Below are 26,858 nucleotides of genomic sequence, written 5' to 3'. Positions count from 1 at the left end.
TCACCTGCTCGCAGTAAAGAGCCTGATATCCGCATAGTCACCATGGCCACGAAACCGCAAAGCGCCGTTTCGAGACTGAAATTCATCAAAGAAGCCAGAACCAAAATTGATGACACGCAATGTCAATTCACCATTGACGTAGGCAAGCGGCGCCCCCCTATGACCACTGCTTGAAACGTAAAATTCATCAGCATCAACAATGACACGTGATTTTCCGCCGCCAATGGCCTCAATCGCTAAAGCACCTTGCGTTCTATCGCCGCCCACTTCCGCGATGGCAGCAAAAACTACACGCGAAAGAGAGCCTGACGGTGCAGCTTCAGAATAGATCTGCAAATAACCATTTGCCGAGATATTGCCGACCTGCGTTTGCGTTTGAATGAGGGTTTGTGCGACAGCGTCAAGCTCTGTTGCTGTCGCCTGCGCAAGCTCTTGAACATTGGCGATGTTACCTGCCAACTGCGCATCAAGCTCTTCAAGACGCGTAACCTGCGCTTTACGTTCATTAGCCTCAACCAAAATGAGGCGACGATAGTTCGCGCCTTGAACGCCGATTTCCTCACGAATACCTGCACGTTCAAATTCGCTGTCCGCTTCAAGGTCTAACAACACGGTAGTTAAGCGCGACACCTCATTATCGACGCGCCGGAGATTATCATTCTGATTGCGCCAGAACTCTTGAAGCCCTGTGTTGAAGTTTTCAACACTGAACGGGTAAATATCCAGCGGCCCTAGGAGAATGTCACGCGTGCGCACACGGATCCAGTCGGACCACTCAAACAGGCGATTACCCGCAAAAGTCGCGTAAACTGCCCGAATGTCATAATCGGAATTAGGCAGCAGAATGCCGGGCGCAATCTTGATGCTACCCCGCGCAACATCGTCAGCCCGACCAGAATAGACAACGCCCAGATCAGCGGCGAAACGCACTTCAAAGCGGACAAAATCAATGTCCTCTTTCGTGCCATCCCAACCAAGCCGGATTGCGCAGCGGCGACTATTGCCGTCCGCGTCCTGCGCGACATCAGCCTCAGCAGAGAAATCAACAATCGGCTGCGGCAGCGGGCGCATAGGCCCAACGGCACCGTCGATTGGTGGCTTGTAATCCGTTGAGCTATTCCAGTCATAATCGGTTGGATCGACTTCCGTCAGATCAACCATAATATCAAGATTGGCCCGATCCGCAGCGCCATCAACCCGCATCAGCTTATTGACATATCCGTTGCGTTTTGAAGTCCAGGCAAAGACAACACCGGGAACAGCATAAGCCCAGAATTTAGGCGGCAGCACATGCGTATGACGTCGCGCCCGCTGTCCCTCTTCCAAGGCCGACTTTTGCAGGCGCTGGACTTGCTCAGGATAACAGACAAATGACAGTTCGATTGACGCCATCAGACGACGATTGCCGTGTCGTGCCTCGAGATCAGTACGATAGAGCGGCGGCGCCGTCTTTATCACCCAGCCATCAGCAGGCGACGGATAAGTAACAGAAATGCCGTTGATCGTATCCGCCAACCCAAAGAATGGCGAAAACGATTGTTCATCGGTCGAAAGAATATCGTCATCCGTGAAATGGACTACAGGCGCATCAGGCGCGCCGAGATACATATGGTAGACGCCGCCAATCTCAGCAATGCGACCCTGACAGGTGGTATTGATCGCCTCAATTGCCGCCGATAGCGGTGCATCAATCGTGATTTCTCCGCCCGAACGGTATTGCGGTTCAGAACCAGCAATCTGCCGGCATTTATTAATCGCTGCAATCCAGTTGGCAGTCGGCAATCGTGCCGAGGACATGCCTTGCACGCCATAGAACCATTTTCCATCCAGATAAATACCGCGCAGCAGGTTATAGTTTTGCACGGCTGGAAGATGATCGCCATCGCCGCCCCATGTGCTGGGATCACTCAAACGCTGCGCGCCGACGCCGCCAACACTGCTATCGCGTGTCGGGTCATACATCGGATAACCGTCCACCTCGAATTTGAAGGACGGAATACCCGAAAACATATTTTTGGAAACACGCGCCGTCACAATCACATAGGCGACACCGCGCCCTACACGATTGGAACTCCAAGCGCGATTGCCATTGGAGCAAGTATTGACGAGAAAGCTATCTGCAACCGTCTGCGTACCGTCATAGAACTTAACCCAGAGATTATCGCCATTGTTGCGGTACTCCTTAACCTGCCAGCCCCGCGACATATCGGGCGTAGCCAAATCAAGAGTTACTCTCTCATTGTTCACCCAGACATTAAGCAGCCCTTTGACCGGAAGATCAGAGAGTGCAATTACCTGCGTCAGATAGGCGTTCGGACTATCGCCATCTTTGCCCCACGTGTTAGCCCAAACAAGCGATCCAGCCGTGGCAGTTTTACCGATGATGAATGAGCGCGGCAGATCGCCACCGCCCTGCAATGTACCATTGATTGAAAATGTCGGCTCTTTGGGCTTGCCAGCAATAGCCTGCGCAATCAGGTTTGCGCCAATGCCTACAGCAGTCTTGAGAAGAAATGACCCGATAACGCCAAGGCCACCAATAAATGAACCGATTGCAGCACCTACCGCCGCAATAGCTGAAAAAATAGCCATGTTGTAACCTTGAGATTAAGCTCTGTCAGAGAGACTTAAGGAAATGCGTTTCCGCAGGCTTGTAGCCGCGCCGCTCATAGAGCCGTGACACATCATTGCTTGCAAGTGACGCCATGCCGACTGCTGTGCAAGATTGTTCCCGCGCCCAACGCTCATAAGCATCGAGCATCAGAAGTGCCGAGCGCCCGCGAGCCGATGGATCGATAAACCAGACTGTTTCCTTGGCATACCGGCCAGCGCCAAACGGATGTTCACACCACGCAGCCAAAAGAATGCCTTGCGGCCTATCACCCAGCACAAGCGCGACCGCTTGTGGCGATGCAAGATGCTGATCAAACAGGCTTGCGGCATAAGCCGCCTGAAACGGAAATGTAAAACCCGCAGCGCTATGGCTGGATTTGAGAAGCTGGACACACGCGGCGCGATCCGAAGGCAAAGCGAAGCGTACAACCATCAGAATAACCCCAGAAACTTCTTTTTCTTCTTTTGCGTCGGCACCTTGCCCTTTTCCGATCCCCACCAGATTTCCCATTCGGTTGCCGTGTCGGCATCCTGATAAAAACCATCGGTCGAAAGTCGCAGCCTCTGCGTGGCGTCTGATCGGGTATCAGGATTAGAGCGGGTAAATTCCTGCGTATGGCTGACGCAGGTCATCGTGACCGCGCCTTCCTCATTTTCGCTTGGCGTGCTGATCTCGATACGATCAACGAAACCGATAAATCGGCATTCGGCAGGTGCTACCAACTGGCGTGAATTAGGATCGAACAACCCGCGATAGATCTCGACACGAGCTTGCTGGCAATCGTAATCGCGCACAATGCGCTCAACTTCCTCATGCACCTGCGACATGCGAATGTTGACTTCCTGCACCGCCAGATTTGCAACTAGCGGAATGTCATCAATCGCAACCAGACTGCCAGTGCCATACCATTCACGTGTGACAGGCAAACCGCTATCAGGATGCGTGATCGGGGCAGTTATATTGCCAACGTCAGACCACAACCCCTCAGTCTCAGGTGCATTGGTCTGACGATTGAGCGCAACCAGCCAAAGGAAGTCACGCGCCACCAGCACACGGCCTTGCAAGGCTGCATGGTTTTCAGCGGATATGTTTCTCACAGGAAAACTCCTTGAGCGATTATCTGGTTTTCACTACAAAGATGGTAGGAATTTTAGTTCCTGCGCTCTCTATATTTAGCAGAGGTCAAATGCGTGATTTTCGCAAATACCACACGGGCAACGAGACAGTAGACAACGCTCTCAATCAAATTCATCTACTTACAATGCGCGATTCTGAAGATTGGCGTATTGCCGGGGCATTATTTGATGATTGGTTGATCAGCTTCATATCAGCTGTTGAATTGCTACCAAAGAACCATCCGGTGCGTCTAAAGACCCTTAACGTATATACACGTGGTCAGCACATGGCATGGTCTGAGGACGAGACTGCACATTTTTACAAGAATATCACAGCCAAAATCTGGCCAACTCTTGATCAGATCAAGGACATATCTCCCGATCAAGAAACCAAACCAGATCCCTTGCTTGACGAATGGCGTCTTCGAGCAAAAAATGCCTTTTCTATAAGATCAAAATGGGACTTATGCCAAGAAATAGCAAACAGCAGGTCATCACCATTTCCACTCAAGGATGCAGCAAGAAAAGCATCGGTGCATATCCACCCATATATAAATCGTGTTCGTCTTACTCTCGATCAAGAAAAGTCAATCGAGCAAAAATTTGCTTGGGTGGAATTAAATCTCTAGACTGGCATCATCTACTTTCTATAGCCTGAAACGACACGGTGCCGCGCCCTGTTTGCAACTCAGCCGTTGTTGATATGGATCCGGGCACAATAGTCATACGGCAAGACGGCCGCACGATTGCGACTGAATTGCCGATAACGGTTTCCGGCCAAAAATGCGGCCTGACTTCAATATCCAGACCATCAACGTTACCGATCTGATGCAAATTGCGCGGCCCAAGCTGTAGATAATCGCCGATGGTTGGCGAATAACCCGCAGGCCGGTTGCTCAATCGCAAAGTCTTGCGATCCTCGCCAATAGTACCAAGCGTCAAGTTGGATGCATCACCCACACTGGAACCATTCGGATGAGAAATAGGAAAGCATCTGCTGATCGGACGCCCCAGAAACTCTTGCAACCCGCCTTCAAGAAGTTTTAGGCGTGCACGCCATGCGTCCAGTTCATTGGAAGCCAAAATGACAGAGACATATGCCGCCTGCCAAAGGGGCGATCCCAGATCCTTGACATAGGTCTTTCCACCCGCCGTCCGGCTTTGCTCTTGCCGATAGAGCAAATCAAACTCTGTTGACCAGCCCGGAAAGCTGGCGAGAATGTCATATGGATAGGTGATTGCCATATTATGCCAGCTTTACGTTTTGCTTCTGAGACTTACGAACCGTCTCAATGACGGTCGCGCGCATCTCGCGATTGGTCTTTTCAAGCCCTGCTTGAATACGCTCAACTGCTTTTACGTCGGCCCCCTTCGCATCAATCTGATAGATCGGAGCAAAGTGAACAACAGGGGCGCTATCAGTGGATTGCGGCGATGATGGCAAATCCGAGACCCGAAGATTTACAGGAATCCGCCTGCCGTCTGGCAAAGGAACCGCAGCCTCAGCACCCGCTTCACCAAAGATCGCTGGCTTGTCGCTAATGCCACCATTGGCATAGAGGCCAATACCGCCATTCATAGCAATAGATTTTTGACCGCCAAAGCCAAAGAGACCGGCTACCAAGCCACCAAGGCCGATACCACCGCTGCCGCCACCACCGAACAATCCGCTGAAGAAATCGGCATAAGCGCCTTTACCCGTCAGCGCTGATTTCACAATCTCGATTGCGAGCTTCTTAAAGGCATCGGCGGCATCTTCAGTACCAGCAATCACATTGCCCAGGGCGTCAACCGCATCAGAACCAAGCTGATTAAGACCGTCTATAAAATCCTGCTGCGCTTTATTAGAGCGCTCCTGTGCAGCCTTCTGCGCATCGATGACAGTGATTAGCTCAGTGATACGGTCTTTTTGTTCTTGCGTTGCCCCAGCACCGAGCTTGCGCAATTCATTGGAAAGCTTCTGCTGTTCAGCGGTTTGACCAATGATCGATAGTTCATGCTCAAGGGACAAAATAAGTTCATCAGCTGCTTTCTTCTGCCGCTCCGCCTCTGTAACGGCTGCTTTGCTGGCCTTGCTTTTCTTTTCTGGAGTTTCAATCGGATCAAATGTCAGCTTTCCAGAGGTTGGCTCTGGGGGCTTAACCGCTTCTTTCTTAGTAGCAATCAGCTTTTCAAGGGCTGCGATTTCCTCTTCGATGACCGGAATTCGCCCGCCATCACGTCCACGCGCCACAAAGCCGCGCAAGCCGCCTGCATCCATTGACTCGCGCTCACGGCGCTTTTCTGCAAGCTGCTGTTCAAGCGTGGAGATACTGCGATTTTCAATATTGTTAAACAGGTCGAGAATGTAGCGAACTTCAGACGCGACACTAACAACAGCCTGTTTCAGGTTGTTGCCAACGGTCGTTACGACTGTGTTAAATTCCTGATCAAGATCGGCGGCTTTTTTGACAAGCTCATCTTCGATCACGATTCCAAGGTTATGCGCCTCTTGTATCGCCTGACGGATTCCATCTTCACCCTGCGCAATAAGTTCAACAAACCGCTCGCCAGCGCTACCGCCAAAAAGCTCATCCATGATGCGGATCTGCGCGGCTTTGTTGAGCTGCTTTACACGCCCGATGATTTCAACAAACAGCTCGGACGGTTCTTTAAGCCTTTTTGCAACATCGCTTGCATCAAAGCCTAAGCGATTAAACGCCTCTGACGCGGACCCTTTGCCGGTCACTGCAAACTCATCAGCTCGAAGGCTTAATTCCTTCAAGCCATCGATCATCGCATCAACATCAATTCGATTTTTCTCAGCCACATATCGCATTTCCTGAAATGCTTTGATGGAGACGCCAGCGCGCCGGGCTTCACGATCAATCGAAGCAATATCGCTGATGACCTGCTGCGCGCCGGCCAAACTAATGCCGACACCTAATCCAGCAAGGGATGCTTTCAGGAAATTGAAACTGCGGTCCATTCCAGCGGAGAGACTTGCAAACTCGCGCTGTGTATCTTGCGCCGTGTCTTTGGCATCGCCCCGCACACGACGCATAGCATCGTGAAAGCCACGAGCATTCGCGCCGATAAAGGCCATAATATCGGCGCGTGTACTCATTGAGGCTTACTCCGGATAGATTTTGTAGGGGGATGGGAACGGGCAATTTCACGTGCCCGCTCTGGCGTAATGACATCATCGAATTTTCGACCTGTCCGCCCTTCAATTGCGGCCTGTACTTCAGGCCAAGTTGATCGCCAAAATGAGCGCGGCTCCCACCCAAGCTGGCCGGTAGCGATGCGCTCCATATGTCTTATGCGATCTTTTACACTGAAGGGCTTGGGGCGTTTCCCGGATCAAGGCTATCGAATGCACGATCAAGATCAGCGATAGGGTTCGGTTCACCGCGGTTCTTACGACCTTCAGCAATATGACCAGACAGCGCCTTGGTAATTGCGTCTCGAAATTCTGGTTCGTCTGCGCCGCTCAACTGCTGCATGGCTTGATGGGCGAGCTTACGCGCTTCCTCATCCCCATCGACATGGGTGGTCAAAACGCGGATCGCAGCCATGACCGTTTTCGGATGAAAACCAATGAGACGCTTATAAAGCGTCTGCATATCATCACAGTCAGCCAACTGGCAGAGCTGGGCTAAACGAGCAAACTCCACGACCATGACAATTTTTGTCTTGCCGATCTGGCAGGATGCTTCACCGCGTGCAGGATTGAAAATAGGATCCATATCAAGCCGCCGCCACAAAGCCGATTTCGCCGGTCGCAGCCATTCGGCCTTGTGCCTGCAACTCGCCAGTCTTGTCGCCTGAGAATGTCATCGAAACAAGAAAGTCGGCTTCAAAGGTGCCGACACCCGGCACGACAATCTGATATTGCGTCACGATCTGATTGACGGCATCCCCCGTCATGGCCTTTTGTGCTGCATTGCCGACAAAGGCACCATCAAGCTGCACAGCAATGCTCTGCATGCCATACATCAGCGAGCGCACCAATTTGCTGCCCGGAGCCGCACAGTCGGGCTTGGTGATGTCGATTTCTTCGTTATTGATTTCCAAGGAGCGCGCCTCGGAAACACAGACCGAAACAAACTCCTGATCGGCGTTCATGAACCGCTTAATGACGAGTTCACGCCCCATGTACTGAGCCATGGCAAATACTCCTGAAATTTTGAATAGGATTCAGGCAGCCCGATCAGGGATGCCAGCGAAGGTGCGGTAACTCACCTCGAAGATGACGCGCCCCGAACCGAGGCTCTGCGCTGTTTGCGGGTCGATGAACATCTCAGATGCCGTTGGCAGAATATCGATCACCAACCCACCCAGATGTGAAGGCGGTAACGCAGTTTCAACGAGCGCTGCCAGATCATCAAACTCGCGTTGCGGGTTAGATCGCCCTTTAAAGTGAATGATCACATTGACCATCAGACGACGATTAATGCGTGTCAGTTCCTGACCCGTTATATCGTCATAAATGATGCCATCGGGTGTCGAGGTTTCGCCAGTATGAATGACCGTGAAAAATGGCATATCCTCTTCAACAACGGCATTGGAGCGCATGAGGGAGACTTTGCCAGCCTTACCCGCAACGACAGGGGTGAGATCGGCCTTGATCTTTTCTAGGATCTGATAGCGCAGGTGCATGATCAGTAATTCCGTAAAAAGAAGCGCTTCATAGCGCGACCGTCATCAACATGACTGGCAATTTCAAACACGTCACCGATGTTCTTGTCGTCATCGCTGGCAAGGATTTTAACCGTGTCGCCCTGCCGCACCGCGTCAATGCCATCGCCTTCAAGGGCGAGCGTATAGCGAATGCCTTCCGCAGCAACCCCTTCAAGGTCAAGAAGATCGGTGTCGCGAACCCGGCGAAAAATGCCTCGCATTGGTTCGCGTGCATCATCACCAATCGTCAGCTCGATATCGACGTTGCCGAGGGAGGCGACAAACGCGCCTCCCATACCGGCAAATACAGCGGGCCGAGACATCAGCCCTGCGCGTCCTGATACGCGTTTTCAGCTGCATTGAGTGCCGCTTCCGCTGCCTCAAAAGCTTTCAGCTCTTCGTCGCCCGCAGTTTCGCTTTCCAATGCAGCTTTCGCAGCATCAAAGGTCTGCTGCGCCTGCTCGACTGCTTTGGCGAGCAGATCGATTTCGGAAGGCTTTTGCAAGGAAGACTGCGCACGGGCAGGTTTGACGGCCTCGTTTACAGCTTCAACGACGCCGAAGAGCTGCGCAATGCGGTTGGCTTCATCTTCTGGCAATGGCACTGGCGTGCCGGGAGCAATATCTTTGCCCCCAACAACGAGTGTTGCACCATAAGCCTGTGTAATGGTTTTCTTAGCCATGGGACTAATTCTCCGTTTGAGCCGGTTCGATTAACGAACCATGGCGAAGAGGGAAGCATTCGCGTCACCGGGAACCGGCAGTGGAGCGGCTTGTGTCATCAGCATGGTTGCCGACGGATCATCCTGTATCCACATTTTGGCAAAGCGCGAGAGTGGAGACAGGCGTGCACCAACGTCCTGAATCGCACCGTGCGCCATGAAGCCCTGCAACTGCGAAGGAGAAATCACGCCAACACCAAAGCTTGGCCACACTTCAATGTCGTTCCCGGCATCATCCTGAAACAGCTGCGTGTACTGCCAATAATTAAACTGACCGACCGAGCCGAGATAGACCGCAACCATGTCTTCGCTACCAGCTGCGATAGGACCAAGCTGCATGATGCCATCAGCCTGACGACGATTATCAAGGAGCTGGCGCATTTCTTCATCGGTCTGAAGCAATTCAGCGGCTTCCGCACCAAGAATGATTTCTGTTGCAGCGCCACCCGAGGCTTTCGCCACGCGCGTGCCCCAATCACGAATGGACGTGCGGACTTTAACGCCATTTTCGCCCCAACGGTTTGCACCAGTCAGAGCAACGGTCAATTCTGCCTTGCGAGCATAATCAATGACCTGCGTTTCATAATCTTCACCGCTCACATTGATCTTGCCGAGCTTCAGGGCTTCCGCTGCCATGATCTCTTCGCGACGGGTGATTTCATCATCCTGATCAAAGAGCGTATCGGTAACAGTCTGGAGGTAGCGATCCTCGGCGCTCATTTCGCCGCCGATACGCTCACCCGGACGGCGGCGGAAACCTTCGCCTGGGCGAATGGTGTTTTTGGGCTTCACATAAGCCGGTTTGAACGTTGTGGTCTGACGGCCACGAATGGCGCGCTCACGGCCCGGAACCAGTGGCGAAACAAACGGCGCGACGTTGCGACGGCGCTTGAGCTTATCGAATGCGATTTCTTCCGAATCCGACTGAAAGCCGTTCGGAAAGAATGTATCGCGGATCCATGCGGTTGGACGGTCGCGGGATTCGATAACCGCAGTCAGCGCAACCGTGCTGAAAAGATAGTCTTCCATTCCGGAAATTCCTTGAAGTTAGCGTTTAATAAGGCACGTGGTGAATGGCTGCGGTTAAGCGAGCTTGTGGGTGAAAAGCGGTGCCGATGCGTCGCGGAAAGCTTTCTCAACGCTATCGACAGTGTGACCCGCACCCAGAATGAGTTTGGAGCTATCAAAACCACCAGATGCATAAATGCGGGTCTGGACGGCACCAGCAGAGGTATCGACATCGACGGCGAGAACTGCTGACGGGACTTCAGAACCATCGCTTGCAGCAGAAGCCGATAATATGAATGTGCCAGCAGCATCACCCAAGACGGCACCGCGTTTCAAAACCTGACCAGCACCAATTGTGACCGTGCGCACAGCAACCGGATAATCGCCAACGAGCAGATCGCCCGGCGTATAATTTTGGGTCTGCATTTGCAGCTCTCCCCTGTATATGTGTGAAAGGTAGCTCGGGCTAAGGCTTTATGCCTTGCGCGCAGCCGCCCGGTTCTTGGCAAATGCCACAAGCTTCGCATCGGCAGTCTTTGGCTGGGCTGCACCGCCGCCACTGCCAAGGGCTGGAACGCGGCCATTCATGCGCGAGGACAAGGAAGCCTTTGCAGATGCAGCCGGGCCAGATGCCTTCAGCGTGGCAATCGCATTCTTAGCACTCATATTGGTGCTGAATGCGAGATGAGCAGCGAGCGAAGTATTGCCGTCCGCTTGCTCACAGCTCAAAATAGCAGACATGCGCTTGCGTTCAGCACGGCGACCACGTGCAAACTCGCCTTCGTCTTTATCTTCGTCCGCAACCGGCTCGTCTTCGTCGGCTTCGGGCTTTGGCTCATCCTCAGCCTCTTCGGGCTTAGGATCGTCCTCGGCCTCTTCCGGACGTTCATCGTCCTCAAGTTCCTCTGGCTTATCTTCTTCAAGACGTGATTTCAGGGAGCGACCAGTGACGGCAGCCCGGATAGCGCGTGAAAGCGACATCGGCTCAATTCCTTATTTGATTGTAGGAGTGGATCAGGCGTTGCGCTTACGCGCCTATCGCTGCCAGAAAAGCGTTGAAGGCATCCTTGGGCCGAGCAACCGCATCGACAATGCCAAGATCAACGGCTTTCTGGCCTCGAAACGTATCCGCCTCGGTTGCGAGAGCGGCATCAAGAGAAATGCGACCGCTGCGATATCTTGCAACGGTTTCAGCAAACAGCACGCGCATGGATTCAAGATCCTCAATTGCGGTACTGTATTCTTCATCGGACATGGCTTCGAACATGCCGGGGCGCGCTTTGCGCTCACCAGCTCGTAGGATCGTAACACTAAGCCCCTGTTTTTTCGCCCATTCGGATGCATCAACATGCATCGAGATCACACCGATAGAACCGGCGTAACCCGTGGAAGGGATAACAATCTGACGACAAGCGGAGGCGATCAGATAAGCTGCGGAACATGCATGATCAGTCAAAATGGCAATTGTCGGCTTTTTCTGAGACAGGAGATACAAATCCTCTGCGCAGTTGAAACAACCGTCCACCTCGCCACCGAAGCTATCGATTTCAAACACAGCGCCTTTTATGTCATCGCGCTCAAGACAATCTGCAATCTGAATGTTCAGACCTTCATAAGAGGTGACTCCAGAGGATTTACCAACCCAAGCACCCTTATTGACGAGAGAGCCTTCCGCCTCGATGACGGCGACTGAGCCGACCGTTTTCGGACCGTTATATGTTTTCTCACCAGTCCAGCCATCGCGCAATTCACGCATATCCTGTGTGAGTACACCCATCTCTGGCGACGCCCGCACATTCACCTCGTTTCCGAGAACACGCGGACCAAACGCCCGCGCTATGATGTTGGCTTTGCCCTCATGCAACATAAGCGGCGTATTGAAGAGACGCGCCGCAACTTCCGGCATTGCATATGGCATCATTTGTTTTCTTCCTCATCACCTTCACCCGGCTTAGTCGGCTCATTGACGAAACGCGACACCACACCGGCACTTGCAGCTTCGCCCGGCGTGACACCATGCTTGCGAGCAAATCGAAGTTCACGGGCACGCTGGATTGTATCTTCCTTCCAGTCGCGACCCTGTTCGGCTGATTCCGATTCCTGAGTTGTTAGGCCTGTTGCAAGTCGGATGGCTGCGGCTTTGGCTTCCTTCTCAGGATCAACCCAACCACGACCACTGCCGATCCATGCAGCACGAACCCAACCAGCAGGATTGGCTTCAAATGAAACAGCTCTCGCTGGCAGACGGATGCGCCCCTGGTCAAACACCTCTTCCAGCCATGCCCAATAGATCGGCTGCATGAAGGAATGGGCAAAACTCGATTTCTCAGATGAAAGCCCGCGCCAGATTTCCAGCAACGCTGCACGCGCACTGGAATAATTAACCTTCGACCAGTCCATCGTGAGCTGCTCGTATGTCAGCCCCACACACGAGGCGACGTTGCGAAGGCCAGCATTCACAAACACTTCAAAAGCAGCATTCGGATGCTCGGATTTTGTGAATACGACATCCTCACCGGGATTAAGGAAGTTGATCTGCGCACCCTTAAGCCGGATCGGATCAGCCGCATAAGCTGCTGCCTGCGCAGCACCCAGCGAATTGATAGACTTTCCGATATCGGAAGCACCCAGCGAATCCGCCAGCTGGTCCATATCGAACGGCGTTTTGATGAATGCTGCCATAACCGCGTTGAGCGATGCTGCCTGCAATTCATAATCATTGTAATCCGACACCTGTTTCAGCTGCTGCAAAATTGGTGCCCAACGTGACGCACCACGGGTCATGCCAGCGCGGGTTGCCTCATATGAATGTACGGCAAGTGGTCGCCCAAATTCGTCTTCACGTTCAATGTGATCCCAAATGAAGGTGTCGCGCATTCGCCCAAACACATCACCCGCGTGCGCCTTACGAACATGATAGCCAATCGGTGCACCATACTCGTCGAGTTCAACACCGTCGCGCAGCGTCTCGGTATCCATCTGGCCCATCGGATTAGAAAGGCGGGCAGGATCAATCACGTGCACGCATGTGCCATAGCCATTACCGCCCATGCGATAGGGCAATACCGCGAAGGCTTCGCCATCCGTAAAGCGGTGACGCGCAGCAAGTCCAAGGATGCCGGAAACTGATTTTGTGCGTTCCGCATCGAACCAGTTGCGCGGATCAGTAGCCACATCAGACCAGAGCGCCTCGATCTGGTCACCGATCTCATCTGCCTCATCTTCTGTGAGATTGAGCGTTCGGGCATTTGGCTTCGATGACAAGCGCCAGCCTGAACCGACCACATTGTCAACGAGACGCGTAACGCCAGCCGAAGCCCAGCCACTATTACGAACCGCATCATTAATGCGATCAACAACAACATCACGGTTAAGGCCGAGGGCTGAATGACCGGAATATGTGCCGGGCCTCCATGCTGCCATGGATGCATGTTCGTTACTTGCTGCACTATAGGCAGCACTCATAGAATAACGTCTGCGGGCTGCGGTACGAACGGCTGCGGGCAATGGGTTGCCGTAGCCGTCCAGAATAACTGTTTCGCTCATCCGAACACCACCCTTCGCGCACGTGTGCGTGCAGGTGCAATACCCAGCTGTGCCTCAAGTTCTCTGATGTACCCGCGCAGCTTTCCTTCATCGGCAGTTGTATAGGTGACGCTTTCACCCTGATAGCTCAACTGCACGGTGGCAGTTCCTGTCAGCAACCGATGCAACGCGTTCTGTGCCTCGGTGAGACGCTGCTGAATAATCTCACGACTGGCCATGACTTCTCCTGTCAGCCTCGGCGTGAGGCTCGTGCTCGCGCTCTGGCAATTGCTGCCGCTACGAGCGGGTTGTTTTCCTGAGTTTCAGGCTTTGATGTAGACGGTGCTAGTGGCGCTGGCTGAAACATCATTTCTTCAAGATCAAGCTGCGCAGGTGGAGGCTCACTGGCAAGGCGTTCAGCCAGCGCATCCCATTCTTCCTCGGTCCAATAATTGATGCCGAGGCGGAGCGCAGCAGCCTGCGCCTGATTAATCATATCGAGCGCTTCATTGCGTACGCCTGACGGCAATTCCCATTCATAATAAGGATGACCAGCACGGCTTTTTCGCTGCACACGCCGCTCAGATGTTGCCTGCTGAAAGAAGTCATCGCCCAGACCCTTAGCAAACTCGAAATAGCCGGTCTGTTCGGGATCTTCCTTTTTGTAAGACCGATAAAGCGAAGCCTTCATCACCGATGCATTGAAGTTAAAGAAACGGCGTTGATACCGAAGCGGCTTGCCGCGCTTGTCCTTTTCCTTCTTTACCTGTGCGAGCATTGGAGCCGCTTCACGATTATCACCGCGCACCATGATGACATCAGTAATCGGGTGCTTTCGTGCCCATTCCCAGACATCCTCAGTATAGGCGTTGCCGTCGATAGCAGTCAGATCAGCGCGGCGTTTATTGCCCCATGAATCGGGCCATTCGCGCTGGATCAGTTTCGAGAGCGCATATTGCACCTGCGGCTCTGAGATGTGCCCCGAATGCGCAACATAGCCCGGCAATGACCGGCCTGCCGTGTCATCAAAAATCCCGCGATCAATGACGACGCGATATCGGTTTTTGCCATGCCCCAGAAGCAGCCACTCAACGCGGTCGCCCTGAACATCGATGCCAATAGTCAGAATCAAAGCACGCGGTGGAATAACACCACGAATGACGCTGCCCATCTCTGAACGGTCTCGCAGTAACTCCCAGCCAATCGCCTCGCCATCCGTTTCAAATGGCTGGCCAAGCCAATCATTAAAGAACACCTGTTCGGCGCCGGATTTCTTGCCTTTGTCATCAGGTCCGCCGCGCTGCACATTGAGATATGCGCGTGCAAGTGCCTCCCAGCTTTCAAGCGGCGAGTAAGCCACCCAGATATGAAACGAGCGATGATAACGCGCCCGCTCCGGATATTTGGCCACCCACTTGGCACCATTGGCTGGATCGACCATCCAAGCGCGATGATGCTCGCGGATTTCGCCACCACATTTCGGGCAGAAGAAACCAGCCTTTTCTGGATGCTCGACATTGATATGATCGCGCATGTTCTCCCATTCGAGAGCATGCAGATGCGAACAATGCGGACATGGAACATGGTAGCGTTCTTGCGTACCCTGTTCAAAGTTACTCGATATCCGACAGCCTGGAGCAATCAGCGGCGTTGAGATTTTGAGAATCTTTGCAGAGATAAAAGCCTTCGACCGGCTTTCGGCCTGACTTTCTGGATCGCCTGCCTCATTGTTCTGCCACTTAGACAGATCGTCTTGTACCTGCTTACGCGGCGATATCATTGAAAGGCCAGACGGCGAATTTGCACCTGCTGCCTGAATTGCCCCGCGTCCGTCTGCGCGTTCCTTGTAATGGATGGAGTTACTGCCATCCCGGCTTTTTTCCGGAAAGAGTGCTGCAAGTGAAGTCGTTTCGCGCAACAGCGGCATCAGCTTTTGCTTGGACCAACGTGACGCGTTTTCCTCAGTCGGATGCACATACAAAAAATCGCACGGATCCATGTCCATGGTGCCAAGCGTGAAGATATTCGCCAGCACCGTTCCGCCGACCTGCGCTGACTTTGAAATCGTCACCATACGGCAAGCGTCTTCAGGTGAGAGTGCACGAAGTATCTCCGAGAAGAACGGAAACAGCGCTTCGTTATACGGTCCCGGAAACTGCGTAATACGATCAGAAAAGACGATGTTGCCTTTTGCCCATTTGAGATAATCAACAGGCGGCGGCGGTTCCGTTTGCTGCATCAGCACCTGATAGGTCAGCTGGCGCGGATTGCAGAGAAGTGTCATTCCTCATCCTCATCCGTTTCAGCGACCTCATCAGACACATGGGCCGGTTCATTCTCAGCAGACTCGCGAAAGCCTTGGGCTGCGCGAGCGCGCACATCACGAAATGACCTCTGCAAATGATGCAATATATCGCGTTGCGGCACCTCAAACTGACCAGCAAGATATGTTGCCATATCGGCTAACCCGCCCTCCATCACCCGATAGGCCATCGCAACGGCACGTGTGATCTCGGCTTTCGCTTCGTCTGCATAAATGAACCGGCCCTCTGCAAGTGCTTCCTCGCGGCGTGCCCGCGCGGTTTGCATTTTCGCCTGCTCAAGTTTTTCGAGTGCAATCTGGTCCGCAACCGCATCTGTGCGAGGAAGCGTGACTGGTGGCGCACTTGAAAAATCAAGCTCCTGTTTCGGTTCTCCTGAAGGCGCAGTGCGTGTTGCGATCCCATTCAGACCAAGCCGCTGCGCAACGTCCAGCCGACCAGTAAGATGGCGGCGCGCCTTATCAACGATGATGCGTGCGCTGCGCCCTGTGCCATCCAAGGCATCCGGTCCGATCTGGCCCGAAGCAATGTACTGAGACACACGGCCCGGCGTGACATTGATCAATCGGGCAAACTCGCCCTTCGTCATCGTGGGCAACGATTGCGTTGCTGTCATTTAAAGGCCTCAAAATATCTTGCAGGATCGATAAACGAGGCCGTCACAGGGTGTCAGGAAATATCCAACCCGAAGCGTTTGTTTATCTCAGCCTTTACATATGCCTGTATGTAGCTGCCGAGCGCTCCAACCGTGCCAATGCCCGCACTTTTGGCACCCTTCTTGATGAGTTGCCAATGCTTCGGTTCTCGAATGGAACCAAGCAACTCATGGCCGTTGAACGTAAGACGCTGAATGCTGAATGAAACTAGAATATTTATCGGGTTTTCGGCATCGGGAATTTCAGAAAGCCACGCTTTGATTAACCCTGCCTCTTCAGCGAGGATGACGTGGTAAGTGATTTCCTTTGGCGTCCATCCTTCCAATGATACTTCGACCAAATCAGACCATGGGTCTACGGCATTTTCTTCGACGTAAATCAGAAGATCGCGCAGCAAATCTATTTCAAACTTCATGTCATCCCCCGGGTTCAGAACCACGGGGGTAACACGTCGTCGCCCCTGCATACGAGTCCGATATGTCAGCGTAAGAGCCATTGTTTCACCATCCAGTACGAATGCAATCGCAGGACCAACTACTGTTGAATGCCGGATTTTAGTGAGTGACTTTAGTTGTTTAGCCTTGAGTTTAGGCTTTGTTTTCCGGCTCAGACTGACCCGATGCAGCCGTGCGAAATACCCGCAGTCAGACCCGGCGAGGAAGGACCCGAAACATTTTGAGGCTCAGATTGATTTCGGATCGGTCATCGTTTCATCCGCTTGCCGATCTCTTCCGCCATGAACTGACCGAACCGCTTTTCGGCCACGCCCTTCACGACACCAAAGAAATCGATACGTTTCTCGTAAGGCCGCATTCGAACGAACAAGAATATTGCCTTAATACTGTTATCACGTGGATCGCGTTGCCAAATTCCGGGGTGGAGGTGCGAATTGCGATCAGCAACAAAGAAACGAGCGAAGCGATAGTTCCGGTTGCGTTTCGTTGAAGCCTCACTACGCTTTCGGTTATACCCCTCGGTTCTCGGCGTAACTCTGAGGTCCGCAAGGATGCGGACAATCAAAGCCACCCGCACATTGCCGTATTGATCAAGAGGTGTTTCTCTTCCAGGGACCGCATATTCACCAGACTTGAGATAACCCGCTGATTGAAGCTGACGCTCAAAGGATTTCAAGTTTCGCTGACCGCCAAAAAATTGCGGTGTCAGGAAGTTTGCCGGTGGCGTAGCGTTTTTTGCTGCCCATGATCGACCGGAAATCATAACTGTAGCTGATAGCCGATCCTTGTTTGCTCGCTCATAGATAACACCTCGTTTTGCAAAAGGAGTAACCCGATCGAGCCTCAGTTCCATCTCTTCCTGCACTTGTAGCCGACCGACCGCAGCAACACGATTGAGTGCAGCAACAGCAGCATTCGGCATGACATCTCGCTCAAGAGAAGTCACCATTTCATCAAAGCTGCTCGTTTCCAAGTTCAGAAAGGCGGCAGACGAACCACCAAGGCCAGCTGAAACGTCAAGCTTCATAATACTCTGCCCTATGGATATGGAAAGAGCGCCACATCGGGCGCTCAGTGTGATTGTTAATTTTTAGACATAGCTCACGCTCTGGCCCTGAATCTATGTCTCGTGATTGAGACTGTCAGGGCGGGGTCCGACCGGCGTACCAACCTCAGAACTTTCGTTCCCGCTGTCTAGGCGTTCTCAGAGGCTCACTACAGGATCATCGGATTATCCGTGGAGAGAATACGCTCACAGAGGCGCAAGGATTGCAAGAGGCATTATTGCAGGAGTTGAACCGCCCAAAAAGTTGATATCCACCACTGCATTGCCTTTTCCCGTAGCACCACCTGATACAACCTCGCCTGTCGATCCGGCAAAGATACCTTCTCTAATTAACACCTTCATCCCTCGCCGGAACACCTGTTGTGGCACTTCATAATCGTAATGACCTTCATCCGCCTTCTGTTTGAAAATGCTAATCTTTTCATTCTCAATAAGGTACGGTGAATCATTGCCACCAAGCATGCCTAGAACATGCTCGAATCCCAAAAGAGCAGCCAGTGATTCATTGCAAATGACGCAGCGTGTGAGGATGTAACCAATGAACACAGGTTCTTTTTTGGGCGCAATAACACGGTGCCTCTTCCTTATTTCTTTCCCCATTTTCATGGGGACAAGTGTTTCAATCCCGACCGTATCGAGTGCGTCACGCACATCAATTTCCTTTCCAGTCATCACACGAAGCACCAACCACGGCGAATCATCACCTGCCCGAACAGCAGCTTTTGCAATCAAGTTTCGACGGCGCTTACGTTCAATGATCGACTTATCCAGCTTCGCATAGCAACGTGTCAGGTCGATCTGATCTGCCTGATTGAGCTGACGTTGATCAATTACCATCATGTTCACCCAATCCCCTCAAAGCTGTCTCGAAACCGTTTAATCCTTCTGGGCCACCAACTGGGAAGTAGACCCACTCAGCACTGCCCAGATTGGGCAACCAAGGCCATCCACGCTGTTTGTGAAACCCTTCCCATACGGCCCAATCATCGCTACCGATGCGGAGCTGCACCAGCAAATCTTTGATTGCCAGCAACCGCGAAGGAACAAGAGCACCCCGACGATTTGCAGCTTTTTCAAACAGTTCATTCACTTCGGGAAACCCATGACGAGCCTGCTTCTCAAGAAGAAGTTCTTCTTCAGTGAAACGACCGCTTTCGGCCACACTGCGCTCAATATCGTTGAGTGAGACGGTGCGAGAAGGACCGGCAAGCAGCAGTTCGTAAACCCTTGCACCCCAGATCTTACCCAGTGGTGCGGCAGGCGCAGATTGTGAATCTGTCGATTGTGCGGTCGCAGCTTTGACTGGAAGCTTTTCCCAGCGCTTTTCACGCAGATAAATCTGATAGGAGCAATTTCCTTTGCGACCTGTTGCCTTACTGACTTCGATGTAACGCCCGGCCTCTTCACCAGCCGCTTTACGCTCATCTGCCGAAAGTGCATTCCAAGCACGGCGGGCATCACGCTCACTGTCTACAACCGCTGTAGGCCAAGCATGGAAAGCTTTCTTGAAGGCTCGCTCGATGGCCTTACGGTTTTCCTTCCCATCCTGCTCGCTCTCGCGCTCTCTCTCCAATGATGGTTTATATGATGGTTCTATTACGGTTTGGGTGACACCGTGACACCCCTCTATGTCGCCATTGTCACCCGTCTCCGCTTCCTTTGACACGGGTGACACCGTGACACCCGTGTCACCATGACACCCGTCCCCCGCCTTTTTTGGTGCCGCAAAGCGTTCAAGCACCCGCATATCGAAGTCATAACGAGTGGCCTGTCCAGGACGTCCGCCACCTTCAGCGACGACTATCAATAAGCCATCGTCTACAAACTCTCGTAAAAGACGCTGCACGGTACGTTCTGATAATTCCGTTTCAGTCGCCAGACGGCCCACGGTTGGCCAGATGCCGCGCCCCTCATCGTCCGCAAAATCTGCCAGACGAATTGCCAATATTTTCCTGTTTGGCGAGCCAAGTTGCGCCTTAAACAGCCGTGACATAACAGCAATGCTCATCGCCCCGCCCTCTTCCATGCTTCGAAAGCAGCGCGGAAATCCTGCCAGCGTTCAGCGGCAGCACTGCTTTCGTTCAGTTCTTTTCTGGATGTAATATTGAGGATCGAGCGCAGCCGTTGCGCCGCTCGATCCGATGTTAAGGGCCGCTCAAAGCCGTGCTGTTCTTCGAGAAACGCCCTGAAAACAGCATCATCGCATTTCATTGCGGCCTCTGCCGCGAAATCACGGGGCTTGCGCTGGCGGCTCTGTCGTGAGGCATCCCGTTGTGGCGTGGACTGCCGTACAGCTTTGATCGCACGATCAACCAGCTTAAGCATAAATGCCGCCATTCGCGGCGCACCAACAACCATCTCAATTTCATCAGGCGTTGCGCCGGGATGAAAGGTTGCGATCCTGTTGAGTTCGCCGTCGCGCGTCCTCGCTTCGACAAATGATACATCACCTTCGCAGCAAAGCTGCCAGTCATCGCCGTTCAGTGCTGCCAGTTTTTCACGGATGCGACGAAGTTCGATACCTTCCGAACTCATAAGGCACCTCGCCACTCTATGATGTCGATAGCGCAATTGAGTGCCAGTTGACGCTCTGCGAGTGCACCTTTCGAGCGCTCCCAGCCCGGTAGCATGACCATTGTGTCAGCTTCCAGACAGATGAAATTGCAATAAGATGCAAACGCCTTCCGAATAGGAAAATCATTCGGATCGCCATCATACGGGAACTCTGCCGGATTATAGACGCGATGACCCGACTGCCGAAGCTGCGCCGCAACCCGATAGAATGTCGGATAATTAAATTCCGGCAAACCGGTCATCGGACCTGAGAGGTAAATGTTACGCTTTCGGATTAACTTCATCCTGCGGCCTCCATAAATTCGGCAGCAGGCAATCTACCCCACTGGTCAGCCATAGCATCGGCAATGCCGGAGAAAAATCGGCTTCTCTCACGCCACCTGTCAGGTCCAGGAGGCATGCGATGTACACGTGCCGTCCTGCCCTCAACAATGTTTGTCGGCGTTAATGGCGGGAGATTACGCAGCCAGAAGCATGTGCGCTTGGTCTCACCATGTCCGAACTGCCATGGCTGGACGGTTTGCGAAGGTGGCTCATAATGGCGAATAAGCGCCTTGGCGTGTTTGTGCATGACCGGGTTTTCAATACACACGCGATGGATAGGCGCATTCCAGAACGTCGAAAACAGATCGGCAGCTTCCACAAGCTCACGCTGCATTTGCTCGACGGTCTTGCCGTCAGGCGGACCGAACAGCCATCGCACACCTGAATTACAAAGCCTTGTGCATGGTGGATGTGCGACAATCAGCAAATCCCAACCGTCATGCAGATAATCGCGAGCGTCACCAATGATATGCCGATTTGTGCGATCTTCCGCTGGAAGCAGGTCGCACGACCATGCGTCATGCCCATGAGCGAGAAAGGCATTTCTGACAGTTCCAGAAAATTCACATGCAATGAAAACGCGAAGAGGCTTCATTCCGCAGCCTTCCCCGCAGCTTCAAAGCCCCAGGCATCCCAACCCGGTCGCGGATCACGGCAAAACAACTCCAATTTCGGTAAATCAGGATAGATCCGCTCAATTTGTTCCGCGAAAAATGCAGGCTTGGCAGAATGCTTGCCCTTGCGCTCGCGGTGAACAGTTTCAGGCTGGGTGCCGGGCAATGGCGCCGCAACATCGCCGCGCCGCCCAATCAACAGCAGTTCGTGCCGGTCGCGGCCCCAATATCCTGTTCCTGCAACTTCCTTGTCCCAGATCCAGTGATGAACATAGGTAAAACCACAGGCATCCAGAACGCGCAACCCATCTAACAGCATCGGATTGGTGGCCCATGCGAAACAAACCGCAGGATTTGTGCCGCCAATCAGACCCGACATAAGCTCTATGATCTTGTCGGTAGGCATGGTCGGATAATGATTTTCAGCGCTCTTTTCGCGCCCCGTCACTTCCGAATGAACGCCAAACTGCCAAGGCGCATCAAAATAATAGACCGGATAGACACGGCCAAGTTCAGCCGGAGCCGTTGCAGCACCACGATCCGCAATCATCGCCATAGTTGTGAGGCGGACAGAGTGTTTCACCTTCTGTTGCTGTGCGCGGATCTGCTTGCTTTCGGCTGATATGCGCTTTTCATCTGCCAGCGCACCTTCGACAAAGGCGATTTGCGCCAGATCATTCGGCAATTTTTTAAGCCGATCAAGCGTGGTGCCATTATCCAGCCGCGTGCCGCGCAGCAGCCGAATCGCGGCTTCGCAAATCTTTTCGCCGCGCTCAGCATCGCGCCGGATTGAGCGTTCAGGTTTTCCGGTCAATTCCGCAGTTGCAGCTATAAAACTCTTGCGCTCAGCCCGGTCGATCAAGTGGCCAAGTTGACCGCTTGATTTCCTGTCGCCGCCATGTGCGGTTTCAGGGTATTTGAGCAAATAAAGCTCCTTGCGCCGGAAGGTGAATACGGCGCGATCTGCCGCGGACAATTCCGAACGGGCAAGATTTTCATCAATCTCCCATAGTTCGGCATCCAGCTTGCTTTCATCACGGATGAAGCCAGGCACTTCCTCCCAGCCCAGCAGCCGGGCCGCTTCCAGACGGTGCGCACCTGCCGTCAGTGCGTAAGGCAAATCGCCCTCGCCACCAACCCGAACCGTAATCGGTGTACGCATGCCAAGTTCGGAAAATGAATGTTTCAGGGATTCAACCTTCAGCGCATCGACCTCTCGCAAGCGGTCCCGCACATCAATATCGGTAATCCTGATCTGAACAGGAGCATCCATGTCAGCGCCCTTCCGCAAGATAAATGACAATGAAAAATGGAGAGGCCGCTGCAAGCGTGACGACAACGGCGATGACAACCGAAACAAGGTATTCATGCTTGATGAGAAACCTGATCATGACCGCACCTGTCGGCAGACTTGCCGCCCATCCGGGCCAAGGCGCGGTGTCAAGCCACCGTAGCGGCCTTCCAAATACTCGCACCCGGTCAACGCATCCCGGCGAACGGACATGCCAGATCGGTATGATCCGTCAGAATCATCATCACCAATGCCAAGATACGGAAACAGAATGGCGCGATCCGCTGCCTGCATGCCGATATCAAAAACAACGATAAGGCCGAACGCTGCAATAAGGCTCTTGAAAAACTGGCTCATTGGCGCACCGCCTGCAAGGTCTGCAAACCTTGCGCCGCTCGCCGTTCATCAACCATTTTCAGGACTTGCGGCCAGCGCAGACGCTTCCAGCGTCCACCTTCCAGCATTTTGCATTGCCCATCATGCAGATGAAGACGAATGCCGAACTGTCCGAGATAGTCCTGTGCATAATAGAACGAGCACCGCACTTGCGGCTCGAAACGGCGTGGACCACCGTGCTCTAAAATCCATTTTTCAACCAGATTGCTTTCCGTCTGCATGGCAAACCTCACGACATGCCAAGAGCATCCATGTAGAGTTCAAGCATGGCTTGCTCTTCCTGACGCTCATGGTCTTCTTTTTTGCGAAGGCGGATGATGGTGCGGACGGTCTTGCTGTCGAAGCCGGAACCTTTCAATTCGGCATAGACTTCCTTGATATCGTCCCCGACAGTTTTCTTTTCTTCCTCAAGCCGCTCGATACGCTCAATGAAGGCGCGGAGCTGGCCGACCGCGATAATATTTGCAGCCTTTTCCTCAGCCTTCTCGACCTTGGATTTTTTCGCGCCGCGTATATGTCCGGAAAGACCTTCCGCCATGGTATGCAATTGGCTGATCGGGATTTCCGGTGAAACAGGCCCATCACCAACCTGCATGCTAACCGTTGGCTCATCGGGCTTTGCCTTGCCCTTCTTTTTTATGGCGCGTGGCGCATATGGGTCATATGCCTCCTCAACATTAGCCATGGCGTCCTACCTTTCGCGGACGCGAACCAGCCTCGACTGTCAGCCGGGCGAGAATGTCTGCATGTTGAGGGAAACGCGCCAAAACCCTGCGCGAACGGTCATTGTTGTAGCGGTTGACAGGATGGCGCCAACACATCACCCATCGGTCATTTGACCATTTCAGATATTTGAAAATCTGCGCGGATATCATTTTGACACCCCATGCAGCTCGGAAGCCTCACGTGCTTCAGCACCTGCAAGGCGACCATCAATTTTAGCGTGTACTTTTGCAATCTGACGGGAAAGCTTGCGCAATTGCTGCGATTCCGAAGGTGTAATCACCCCATCAGCCTTAGCGCGAACGGTTTCGACCATCATATTGCCAGCCAGCTCCACCAGGTCAGCATTTAAAGAGGAAAGACAGGATTGAGCCGAACTCTGGCTGACCGAACCGTCAACTTCATAGCCAAGAAATTCGACCATGATGCCGGTGACGATAGGTCGACCAACATATCCCTCAAGCGCCATGACAATCGGTGTTGGCATGGTGTCACGATCAACACCACCATACCAACGCCCGACCTGACTTTTTGAAATCGAGAATTTTTCAACAACACGGCGGCTTCCGCCATAAGCGTCGATCAGATCCGTCTGGGCCGCAAAAATCCGCATGCGCCAGCGTTCTGTAAATTCGCGTGGTTCTGTTTCGCTCATGCTGCTTCCCCTATCGAAAAACAAAAAGCCTTCCCGCGCCGGGAAAACCCGACGTTGTTTCCCGTGGCGGGAAGGTCAAAAATTTGAGAGTTTCAGGCCGTCAAAACGGCATCAGGAAATGAAAGTCATGGATCACAACCTCGCCAGATCATCGCGCCACCTCCCCGGAAACAGATGCTGGGGCGCAACAAGCGGCAGATTGCTGCCCCCCAGCCTCACCCGATGGGAGGACTTCGGGCGAATTGGAATTGTCAACAGATGCACATGGCCGTCCGAAAGATTGGTTGTTTTTTGCGCAAAGAATCTCACGTTCACGCTTGATGAAGTGCCGTATCTTTTCTGCTGTCTCAGGCCAAATGCGGCCGCCAGAGCGCAAACGCTCCATCAGTCGGCCATTATTTATAGCCAACACTCCAAATCTGTGATCGCCGATTTTTCTTTCAGCAAGAAAAGCGTCAATTTCATCAAGAAGATTTGTGCTCATATCGCAGCGATACACGCAATTGCGTGCACTTGCAATACACGCAACTACGTTCACACGTTTTTTCGTGCACGTGGTATGAAATGATCATGCATGAAAACTGGAAAAAACGCTTAATTGAAGCAATTGAAGCCGACAGCAGATCCGACCGAGCAATCAGCAAGGCGGCTGGTCTGGGCGTTAACTTTGTCAATGAACTCAAGAACACAGACAAAGACCCCAGCGTGAACAAGGTTTTACGCTTGGCCAAAGAGTTGAATTTAAGTGTGGCGCAAGTTTTTCTAGGATTTGAACTGTCTAGCGATGATGAGTATCTCCTGTCTGTTCTGAGAGTGATCCCGAATGAGCAGAAAAAAGCTTTATTGACAGCTCTTCAGGCAGCGCCCCGACAAAATCCTTGAGTATCCTCATTCGGACGCGACTATTAAGCATTACCCACTCCGCTAGAATTTTCGCATCCAAATCCACCATAATACCCTCCGCAAGCCCTTTACCCTATTAACGTGCACGATTGGCGGGAACAAAACAAGAATATACGGTCCTTACAAGCAATTTTCATAAGAGATTATTAACCGCCCTGTTTATATTGCGCTTAAATACGTTAACCCAATTGACCTTTATTTAGAATCAGTGGGCAACATAAAAATACACGCAATTGCGTTTAATCTCTTTACATGCACGCAATTGCGTGTATTTTCTACTCGCCCCCGCTGAAACCGGCTGCGCTGGATCGGGTATGAATAGAAAGCGCAGTCGGTTCTCCCCGGGGTTAAGCGGAGAGACCAATGTCAAACATCATTTTCATGGCAAGGCTGACCGACCCCGGTGATTTTGCTGCTATTCGTCGAGCAGAAAGCTTGCTGCAAGCCCACGGCTTTTCAGTTGGAACATGCCAGCGCGGATCACCACGCGGTATTCTGTTTGGTGATTACTGTATCGAAAAATGGCGCAACCTAAATGAAACTGACCGTGCATCACTGCATGGCATTCTGGATGGCGACCGCGCCAGTGATGCACAGATTGAAATCTGGGATCCGGCACCATTGGAAGCAGTTGCGGCTTTAGCTAACGCTCTGGAAGGCCAACCTTTCACGGTAATGATCAAACGCCCTCCTGTAATATCGGAGGTAAAACGCTATGCGTAATCAGATCGACTCTAATGGTTTCAACCTACCGTCTGCCTATAAGTCACATGATAACAGTCTCAACCATAAGATTGTTATTGCTGCACTTTTTGCAAGTGTCAGTGTTGCCGCCATCGTTGGCGCACAGATCGTGGGGCTGTTATGACAACCTTGCGCAAAATCATTACGACCGTAGGCCGTAACGGCATTAAGCCGGACACCTATTACACGCTCAAAAGCGGACGGCCTGTCGAGACTGACTAATGGCCAGACCCCGCAAAAAACCTCCAATGACAGCAGAGCGCGTGGAAAACGCGCTCGATATCCTCGCAAACATCATGGCCGGTGCACGGAATGGTGAAGCGGCCCTTGGTGCCCCTCTTTGGCAAAGGCTGGAAAGCGAGCTGGATGGACTGCGGGATGTAGATGACATCGTCACCAAAGCGCTCAACCGCGTCAAATCACGGGCGCAAGCAGCTTAAACAAGCAAGTTAGGCGATTGCATTTCGGAAACTTATAAGACGACTGCCTAT

35 protein-coding genes are annotated in these 26,858 nt (G+C 52.7%); 5 read left to right on the top strand and 30 right to left on the bottom strand.

The annotated features are described in order from the left end of the window. Genes FHY56_RS10805 through FHY56_RS10795 form a run of 3 tightly spaced genes read right to left on the bottom strand, consistent with a single transcriptional unit; the run spans position 1 to position 3,711 of the window. Positions 1 to 2,592, bottom strand: coding sequence for a phage tail protein (locus FHY56_RS10805; RefSeq protein WP_140905174.1), 2,592 nt, complete (start codon positions 2,590 to 2,592; stop codon positions 1 to 3). A gap of 25 nt (positions 2,593 to 2,617) precedes the next feature. After that, the gene (locus FHY56_RS10800; RefSeq protein ID WP_140905173.1) at positions 2,618 to 3,046 is read right to left on the bottom strand and encodes a GNAT family N-acetyltransferase; all 429 of its coding nucleotides are present in this window, start codon (positions 3,044 to 3,046) and stop codon (positions 2,618 to 2,620) included. Then, positions 3,046 to 3,711 carry a hypothetical protein gene (locus FHY56_RS10795; protein ID WP_140905172.1) on the bottom strand — a complete coding sequence of 222 codons (666 nt, stop codon included), beginning with the start codon at positions 3,709 to 3,711 and terminating at the stop codon, positions 3,046 to 3,048. The genes FHY56_RS10800 and FHY56_RS10795 overlap by 1 nt, the downstream gene beginning before the upstream one ends. Positions 3,712 to 3,722: 11 nt before the next feature. Here FHY56_RS10795 and FHY56_RS10790 point away from each other — a divergent pair, with 11 nt between their 5' ends. Further along, positions 3,723 to 4,358 carry a hypothetical protein gene (locus FHY56_RS10790; protein WP_140905171.1) on the top strand — a complete coding sequence of 212 codons (636 nt, stop codon included), beginning with the start codon at positions 3,723 to 3,725 and terminating at the stop codon, positions 4,356 to 4,358. A 7-nt stretch (positions 4,359 to 4,365) separates the two neighbouring features. Here the strand turns inward: FHY56_RS10790 and FHY56_RS10785 are convergent, their stop codons facing one another. The 27 genes from FHY56_RS10785 to FHY56_RS10650 all read right to left on the bottom strand — a co-directional run bounded on the left by FHY56_RS10785 (position 4,366) and on the right by FHY56_RS10650 (position 24,720). Further along, entirely contained in the window at positions 4,366 to 4,974 is a 609-nt protein-coding gene (locus FHY56_RS10785) for a hypothetical protein (RefSeq protein WP_140905170.1), read from the bottom strand. A gap of 1 nt (position 4,975) precedes the next feature. Then, on the bottom strand, positions 4,976 to 6,835 hold the full coding sequence (locus tag FHY56_RS10780) for a hypothetical protein (RefSeq protein ID WP_140905169.1): 1,860 nt from the start codon (positions 6,833 to 6,835) through the stop codon (positions 4,976 to 4,978). Positions 6,836 to 7,040: 205 nt separating this feature from the next. Then, positions 7,041 to 7,457, bottom strand: coding sequence for a hypothetical protein (locus FHY56_RS10770; RefSeq protein WP_140905167.1), 417 nt, complete (start codon positions 7,455 to 7,457; stop codon positions 7,041 to 7,043). 1 nt (position 7,458) lies between these two features. Continuing rightward, positions 7,459 to 7,878, bottom strand: a complete 420-nt coding sequence (locus FHY56_RS10765; protein WP_235889472.1) for a phage tail tube protein — start codon at positions 7,876 to 7,878, stop codon at positions 7,459 to 7,461. 30 nt (positions 7,879 to 7,908) lie between these two features. Then, positions 7,909 to 8,370: a hypothetical protein gene (locus FHY56_RS10760; RefSeq protein WP_140905166.1), complete on the bottom strand. Its 462-nt coding sequence runs from the start codon at positions 8,368 to 8,370 to the stop codon at positions 7,909 to 7,911. A 2-nt stretch (positions 8,371 to 8,372) separates the two neighbouring features. Then, a complete protein-coding gene (locus tag FHY56_RS10755) occupies positions 8,373 to 8,714 on the bottom strand; it encodes a hypothetical protein (protein ID WP_140905165.1) in 342 nt (113 codons plus the stop codon). Beyond that, the gene (locus tag FHY56_RS10750; RefSeq protein ID WP_140905164.1) at positions 8,714 to 9,073 is read right to left on the bottom strand and encodes a hypothetical protein; all 360 of its coding nucleotides are present in this window, start codon (positions 9,071 to 9,073) and stop codon (positions 8,714 to 8,716) included. Before FHY56_RS10750 ends, FHY56_RS10755 begins: the two co-directional genes overlap by 1 nt. A gap of 30 nt (positions 9,074 to 9,103) precedes the next feature. Then, complete coding sequence (locus FHY56_RS10745; protein ID WP_140905163.1) at positions 9,104 to 10,141, bottom strand: major capsid protein; 1,038 nt, start codon at positions 10,139 to 10,141, stop codon at positions 9,104 to 9,106. 54 nt (positions 10,142 to 10,195) lie between these two features. Then, entirely contained in the window at positions 10,196 to 10,546 is a 351-nt protein-coding gene (locus FHY56_RS10740; protein ID WP_140905162.1) for a head decoration protein, read from the bottom strand. A 48-nt stretch (positions 10,547 to 10,594) separates the two neighbouring features. After that, positions 10,595 to 11,101 carry a hypothetical protein gene (locus FHY56_RS10735; protein ID WP_140905161.1) on the bottom strand — a complete coding sequence of 169 codons (507 nt, stop codon included), beginning with the start codon at positions 11,099 to 11,101 and terminating at the stop codon, positions 10,595 to 10,597. 46 nt (positions 11,102 to 11,147) lie between these two features. Next, a complete protein-coding gene (locus FHY56_RS10730; protein WP_140905160.1) occupies positions 11,148 to 12,041 on the bottom strand; it encodes a S49 family peptidase in 894 nt (297 codons plus the stop codon). Further along, a complete protein-coding gene (locus FHY56_RS10725; RefSeq protein ID WP_235889471.1) occupies positions 12,038 to 13,666 on the bottom strand; it encodes a phage portal protein in 1,629 nt (542 codons plus the stop codon). The genes FHY56_RS10730 and FHY56_RS10725 overlap by 4 nt, the downstream gene beginning before the upstream one ends. Beyond that, positions 13,663 to 13,884: a phage head-tail joining protein gene (locus FHY56_RS10720; protein WP_140905159.1), complete on the bottom strand. Its 222-nt coding sequence runs from the start codon at positions 13,882 to 13,884 to the stop codon at positions 13,663 to 13,665. The genes FHY56_RS10725 and FHY56_RS10720 overlap by 4 nt, the downstream gene beginning before the upstream one ends. Positions 13,885 to 13,895: 11 nt before the next feature. Then, a complete protein-coding gene (locus tag FHY56_RS10715) occupies positions 13,896 to 15,929 on the bottom strand; it encodes a phage terminase large subunit family protein (protein WP_140905158.1) in 2,034 nt (677 codons plus the stop codon). Continuing rightward, positions 15,926 to 16,582 (bottom strand): hypothetical protein, encoded by a 657-nt coding sequence (locus tag FHY56_RS10710; RefSeq protein ID WP_140905157.1) that lies wholly within the window; start codon positions 16,580 to 16,582, stop codon positions 15,926 to 15,928. Before FHY56_RS10710 ends, FHY56_RS10715 begins: the two co-directional genes overlap by 4 nt. Before the next feature lie 53 nt (positions 16,583 to 16,635). Beyond that, positions 16,636 to 17,037 carry a DUF2513 domain-containing protein gene (locus FHY56_RS10705; protein WP_158447754.1) on the bottom strand — a complete coding sequence of 134 codons (402 nt, stop codon included), beginning with the start codon at positions 17,035 to 17,037 and terminating at the stop codon, positions 16,636 to 16,638. 287 nt (positions 17,038 to 17,324) lie between these two features. Beyond that, positions 17,325 to 18,104: a hypothetical protein gene (locus FHY56_RS10700; protein ID WP_140905155.1), complete on the bottom strand. Its 780-nt coding sequence runs from the start codon at positions 18,102 to 18,104 to the stop codon at positions 17,325 to 17,327. Between the two features lie 225 nt (positions 18,105 to 18,329). After that, positions 18,330 to 18,983, bottom strand: a complete 654-nt coding sequence (gene nusG, locus FHY56_RS10695) for a transcription termination/antitermination protein NusG (RefSeq protein ID WP_140905154.1) — start codon at positions 18,981 to 18,983, stop codon at positions 18,330 to 18,332. Continuing rightward, a complete protein-coding gene (locus FHY56_RS10690; protein ID WP_158447753.1) occupies positions 18,970 to 20,151 on the bottom strand; it encodes a helix-turn-helix domain-containing protein in 1,182 nt (393 codons plus the stop codon). Before FHY56_RS10690 ends, nusG begins: the two co-directional genes overlap by 14 nt. Further along, positions 20,148 to 20,678 (bottom strand): hypothetical protein, encoded by a 531-nt coding sequence (locus tag FHY56_RS10685; RefSeq protein ID WP_140905152.1) that lies wholly within the window; start codon positions 20,676 to 20,678, stop codon positions 20,148 to 20,150. Before FHY56_RS10685 ends, FHY56_RS10690 begins: the two co-directional genes overlap by 4 nt. After that, positions 20,675 to 21,001, bottom strand: coding sequence for a DUF4406 domain-containing protein (locus FHY56_RS10680; RefSeq protein ID WP_140905151.1), 327 nt, complete (start codon positions 20,999 to 21,001; stop codon positions 20,675 to 20,677). Before FHY56_RS10680 ends, FHY56_RS10685 begins: the two co-directional genes overlap by 4 nt. Beyond that, positions 20,998 to 21,636, bottom strand: a complete 639-nt coding sequence (locus FHY56_RS10675) for a hypothetical protein (protein WP_140905150.1) — start codon at positions 21,634 to 21,636, stop codon at positions 20,998 to 21,000. The genes FHY56_RS10680 and FHY56_RS10675 overlap by 4 nt, the downstream gene beginning before the upstream one ends. Further along, entirely contained in the window at positions 21,633 to 22,928 is a 1,296-nt protein-coding gene (locus FHY56_RS10670) for an MT-A70 family methyltransferase (protein ID WP_140905149.1), read from the bottom strand. Before FHY56_RS10670 ends, FHY56_RS10675 begins: the two co-directional genes overlap by 4 nt. Before the next feature lie 114 nt (positions 22,929 to 23,042). Then, a complete protein-coding gene (locus FHY56_RS10665; protein WP_140905148.1) occupies positions 23,043 to 23,303 on the bottom strand; it encodes a hypothetical protein in 261 nt (86 codons plus the stop codon). Next, positions 23,300 to 23,563: a hypothetical protein gene (locus FHY56_RS10660; protein WP_140905147.1), complete on the bottom strand. Its 264-nt coding sequence runs from the start codon at positions 23,561 to 23,563 to the stop codon at positions 23,300 to 23,302. Before FHY56_RS10660 ends, FHY56_RS10665 begins: the two co-directional genes overlap by 4 nt. 8 nt (positions 23,564 to 23,571) lie before the next feature. Continuing rightward, complete coding sequence (locus FHY56_RS10655; RefSeq protein WP_376889660.1) at positions 23,572 to 23,856, bottom strand: DUF2312 domain-containing protein; 285 nt, start codon at positions 23,854 to 23,856, stop codon at positions 23,572 to 23,574. A 357-nt stretch (positions 23,857 to 24,213) separates the two neighbouring features. After that, a complete protein-coding gene (locus FHY56_RS10650) occupies positions 24,214 to 24,720 on the bottom strand; it encodes a hypothetical protein (protein ID WP_140905146.1) in 507 nt (168 codons plus the stop codon). A gap of 570 nt (positions 24,721 to 25,290) precedes the next feature. Between FHY56_RS10650 and FHY56_RS10645 the strand changes: the two genes are divergently transcribed. From FHY56_RS10645 to FHY56_RS10635, 4 genes are all read left to right on the top strand, one after another. Continuing rightward, positions 25,291 to 25,602, top strand: a complete 312-nt coding sequence (locus FHY56_RS10645; protein WP_140905145.1) for a hypothetical protein — start codon at positions 25,291 to 25,293, stop codon at positions 25,600 to 25,602. A gap of 384 nt (positions 25,603 to 25,986) precedes the next feature. Next, complete coding sequence (locus tag FHY56_RS10640) at positions 25,987 to 26,346, top strand: hypothetical protein (protein ID WP_140905144.1); 360 nt, start codon at positions 25,987 to 25,989, stop codon at positions 26,344 to 26,346. Then, the gene (locus tag FHY56_RS17800; protein WP_158447752.1) at positions 26,339 to 26,491 is read left to right on the top strand and encodes a hypothetical protein; all 153 of its coding nucleotides are present in this window, start codon (positions 26,339 to 26,341) and stop codon (positions 26,489 to 26,491) included. The genes FHY56_RS10640 and FHY56_RS17800 overlap by 8 nt, the downstream gene beginning before the upstream one ends. 97 nt (positions 26,492 to 26,588) lie before the next feature. Then, positions 26,589 to 26,807: a hypothetical protein gene (locus tag FHY56_RS10635; protein WP_140905143.1), complete on the top strand. Its 219-nt coding sequence runs from the start codon at positions 26,589 to 26,591 to the stop codon at positions 26,805 to 26,807. Positions 26,808 to 26,858 lie beyond the last annotated feature (51 nt).

The organism is Brucella gallinifaecis, from assembly GCF_006476605.1.
Lineage (GTDB): Bacteria > Pseudomonadota > Alphaproteobacteria > Rhizobiales > Rhizobiaceae > Brucella > Brucella gallinifaecis.
The sequence above is the reverse complement of the archived record's forward strand: the minus strand, read 5'-3'. Positions and strand labels throughout refer to the sequence as shown.

What these genes read in the sequence shown, in the direction of transcription:
- FHY56_RS10805 (WP_140905174.1), bottom strand. Translation starts at nt 2,592, where the DNA reads ATGGCTATTTTTTCAGCTATTGCGGCGGTAGGTGCTGCAATCGGTTCA.
- FHY56_RS10800 (WP_140905173.1), bottom strand. Translation starts at nt 3,046, where the DNA reads ATGGTTGTACGCTTCGCTTTGCCTTCGGATCGCGCCGCGTGTGTCCAG.
- FHY56_RS10785 (WP_140905170.1), bottom strand. Translation starts at nt 4,974, where the DNA reads ATGGCAATCACCTATCCATATGACATTCTCGCCAGCTTTCCGGGCTGG.
- FHY56_RS10780 (WP_140905169.1), bottom strand. Translation starts at nt 6,835, where the DNA reads ATGAGTACACGCGCCGATATTATGGCCTTTATCGGCGCGAATGCTCGT.
- FHY56_RS10770 (WP_140905167.1), bottom strand. Translation starts at nt 7,457, where the DNA reads ATGGATCCTATTTTCAATCCTGCACGCGGTGAAGCATCCTGCCAGATC.
- FHY56_RS10765 (WP_235889472.1), bottom strand. Translation starts at nt 7,878, where the DNA reads ATGGCTCAGTACATGGGGCGTGAACTCGTCATTAAGCGGTTCATGAAC.
- FHY56_RS10760 (WP_140905166.1), bottom strand. Translation starts at nt 8,370, where the DNA reads ATGCACCTGCGCTATCAGATCCTAGAAAAGATCAAGGCCGATCTCACC.
- FHY56_RS10755 (WP_140905165.1), bottom strand. Translation starts at nt 8,714, where the DNA reads ATGTCTCGGCCCGCTGTATTTGCCGGTATGGGAGGCGCGTTTGTCGCC.
- FHY56_RS10750 (WP_140905164.1), bottom strand. Translation starts at nt 9,073, where the DNA reads ATGGCTAAGAAAACCATTACACAGGCTTATGGTGCAACACTCGTTGTT.
- FHY56_RS10745 (WP_140905163.1), bottom strand. Translation starts at nt 10,141, where the DNA reads ATGGAAGACTATCTTTTCAGCACGGTTGCGCTGACTGCGGTTATCGAA.
- FHY56_RS10740 (WP_140905162.1), bottom strand. Translation starts at nt 10,546, where the DNA reads ATGCAGACCCAAAATTATACGCCGGGCGATCTGCTCGTTGGCGATTAT.
- FHY56_RS10735 (WP_140905161.1), bottom strand. Translation starts at nt 11,101, where the DNA reads ATGTCGCTTTCACGCGCTATCCGGGCTGCCGTCACTGGTCGCTCCCTG.
- FHY56_RS10730 (WP_140905160.1), bottom strand. Translation starts at nt 12,041, where the DNA reads ATGATGCCATATGCAATGCCGGAAGTTGCGGCGCGTCTCTTCAATACG.
- FHY56_RS10725 (WP_235889471.1), bottom strand. Translation starts at nt 13,666, where the DNA reads ATGAGCGAAACAGTTATTCTGGACGGCTACGGCAACCCATTGCCCGCA.
- FHY56_RS10720 (WP_140905159.1), bottom strand. Translation starts at nt 13,884, where the DNA reads ATGGCCAGTCGTGAGATTATTCAGCAGCGTCTCACCGAGGCACAGAAC.
- FHY56_RS10715 (WP_140905158.1), bottom strand. Translation starts at nt 15,929, where the DNA reads ATGACACTTCTCTGCAATCCGCGCCAGCTGACCTATCAGGTGCTGATG.
- FHY56_RS10710 (WP_140905157.1), bottom strand. Translation starts at nt 16,582, where the DNA reads ATGACAGCAACGCAATCGTTGCCCACGATGACGAAGGGCGAGTTTGCC.
- FHY56_RS10705 (WP_158447754.1), bottom strand. Translation starts at nt 17,037, where the DNA reads ATGAAGTTTGAAATAGATTTGCTGCGCGATCTTCTGATTTACGTCGAA.
- FHY56_RS10700 (WP_140905155.1), bottom strand. Translation starts at nt 18,104, where the DNA reads ATGAAGCTTGACGTTTCAGCTGGCCTTGGTGGTTCGTCTGCCGCCTTT.
- nusG (WP_140905154.1), bottom strand. Translation starts at nt 18,983, where the DNA reads ATGATGGTAATTGATCAACGTCAGCTCAATCAGGCAGATCAGATCGAC.
- FHY56_RS10690 (WP_158447753.1), bottom strand. Translation starts at nt 20,151, where the DNA reads ATGAGCATTGCTGTTATGTCACGGCTGTTTAAGGCGCAACTTGGCTCG.
- FHY56_RS10685 (WP_140905152.1), bottom strand. Translation starts at nt 20,678, where the DNA reads ATGAGTTCGGAAGGTATCGAACTTCGTCGCATCCGTGAAAAACTGGCA.
- FHY56_RS10680 (WP_140905151.1), bottom strand. Translation starts at nt 21,001, where the DNA reads ATGAAGTTAATCCGAAAGCGTAACATTTACCTCTCAGGTCCGATGACC.
- FHY56_RS10675 (WP_140905150.1), bottom strand. Translation starts at nt 21,636, where the DNA reads ATGAAGCCTCTTCGCGTTTTCATTGCATGTGAATTTTCTGGAACTGTC.
- FHY56_RS10670 (WP_140905149.1), bottom strand. Translation starts at nt 22,928, where the DNA reads ATGGATGCTCCTGTTCAGATCAGGATTACCGATATTGATGTGCGGGAC.
- FHY56_RS10665 (WP_140905148.1), bottom strand. Translation starts at nt 23,303, where the DNA reads ATGAGCCAGTTTTTCAAGAGCCTTATTGCAGCGTTCGGCCTTATCGTT.
- FHY56_RS10660 (WP_140905147.1), bottom strand. Translation starts at nt 23,563, where the DNA reads ATGCAGACGGAAAGCAATCTGGTTGAAAAATGGATTTTAGAGCACGGT.
- FHY56_RS10650 (WP_140905146.1), bottom strand. Translation starts at nt 24,720, where the DNA reads ATGAGCGAAACAGAACCACGCGAATTTACAGAACGCTGGCGCATGCGG.
- FHY56_RS10645 (WP_140905145.1), top strand. Translation starts at nt 25,291, where the DNA reads ATGCATGAAAACTGGAAAAAACGCTTAATTGAAGCAATTGAAGCCGAC.
- FHY56_RS10640 (WP_140905144.1), top strand. Translation starts at nt 25,987, where the DNA reads ATGTCAAACATCATTTTCATGGCAAGGCTGACCGACCCCGGTGATTTT.
- FHY56_RS17800 (WP_158447752.1), top strand. Translation starts at nt 26,339, where the DNA reads ATGCGTAATCAGATCGACTCTAATGGTTTCAACCTACCGTCTGCCTAT.
- FHY56_RS10635 (WP_140905143.1), top strand. Translation starts at nt 26,589, where the DNA reads ATGGCCAGACCCCGCAAAAAACCTCCAATGACAGCAGAGCGCGTGGAA.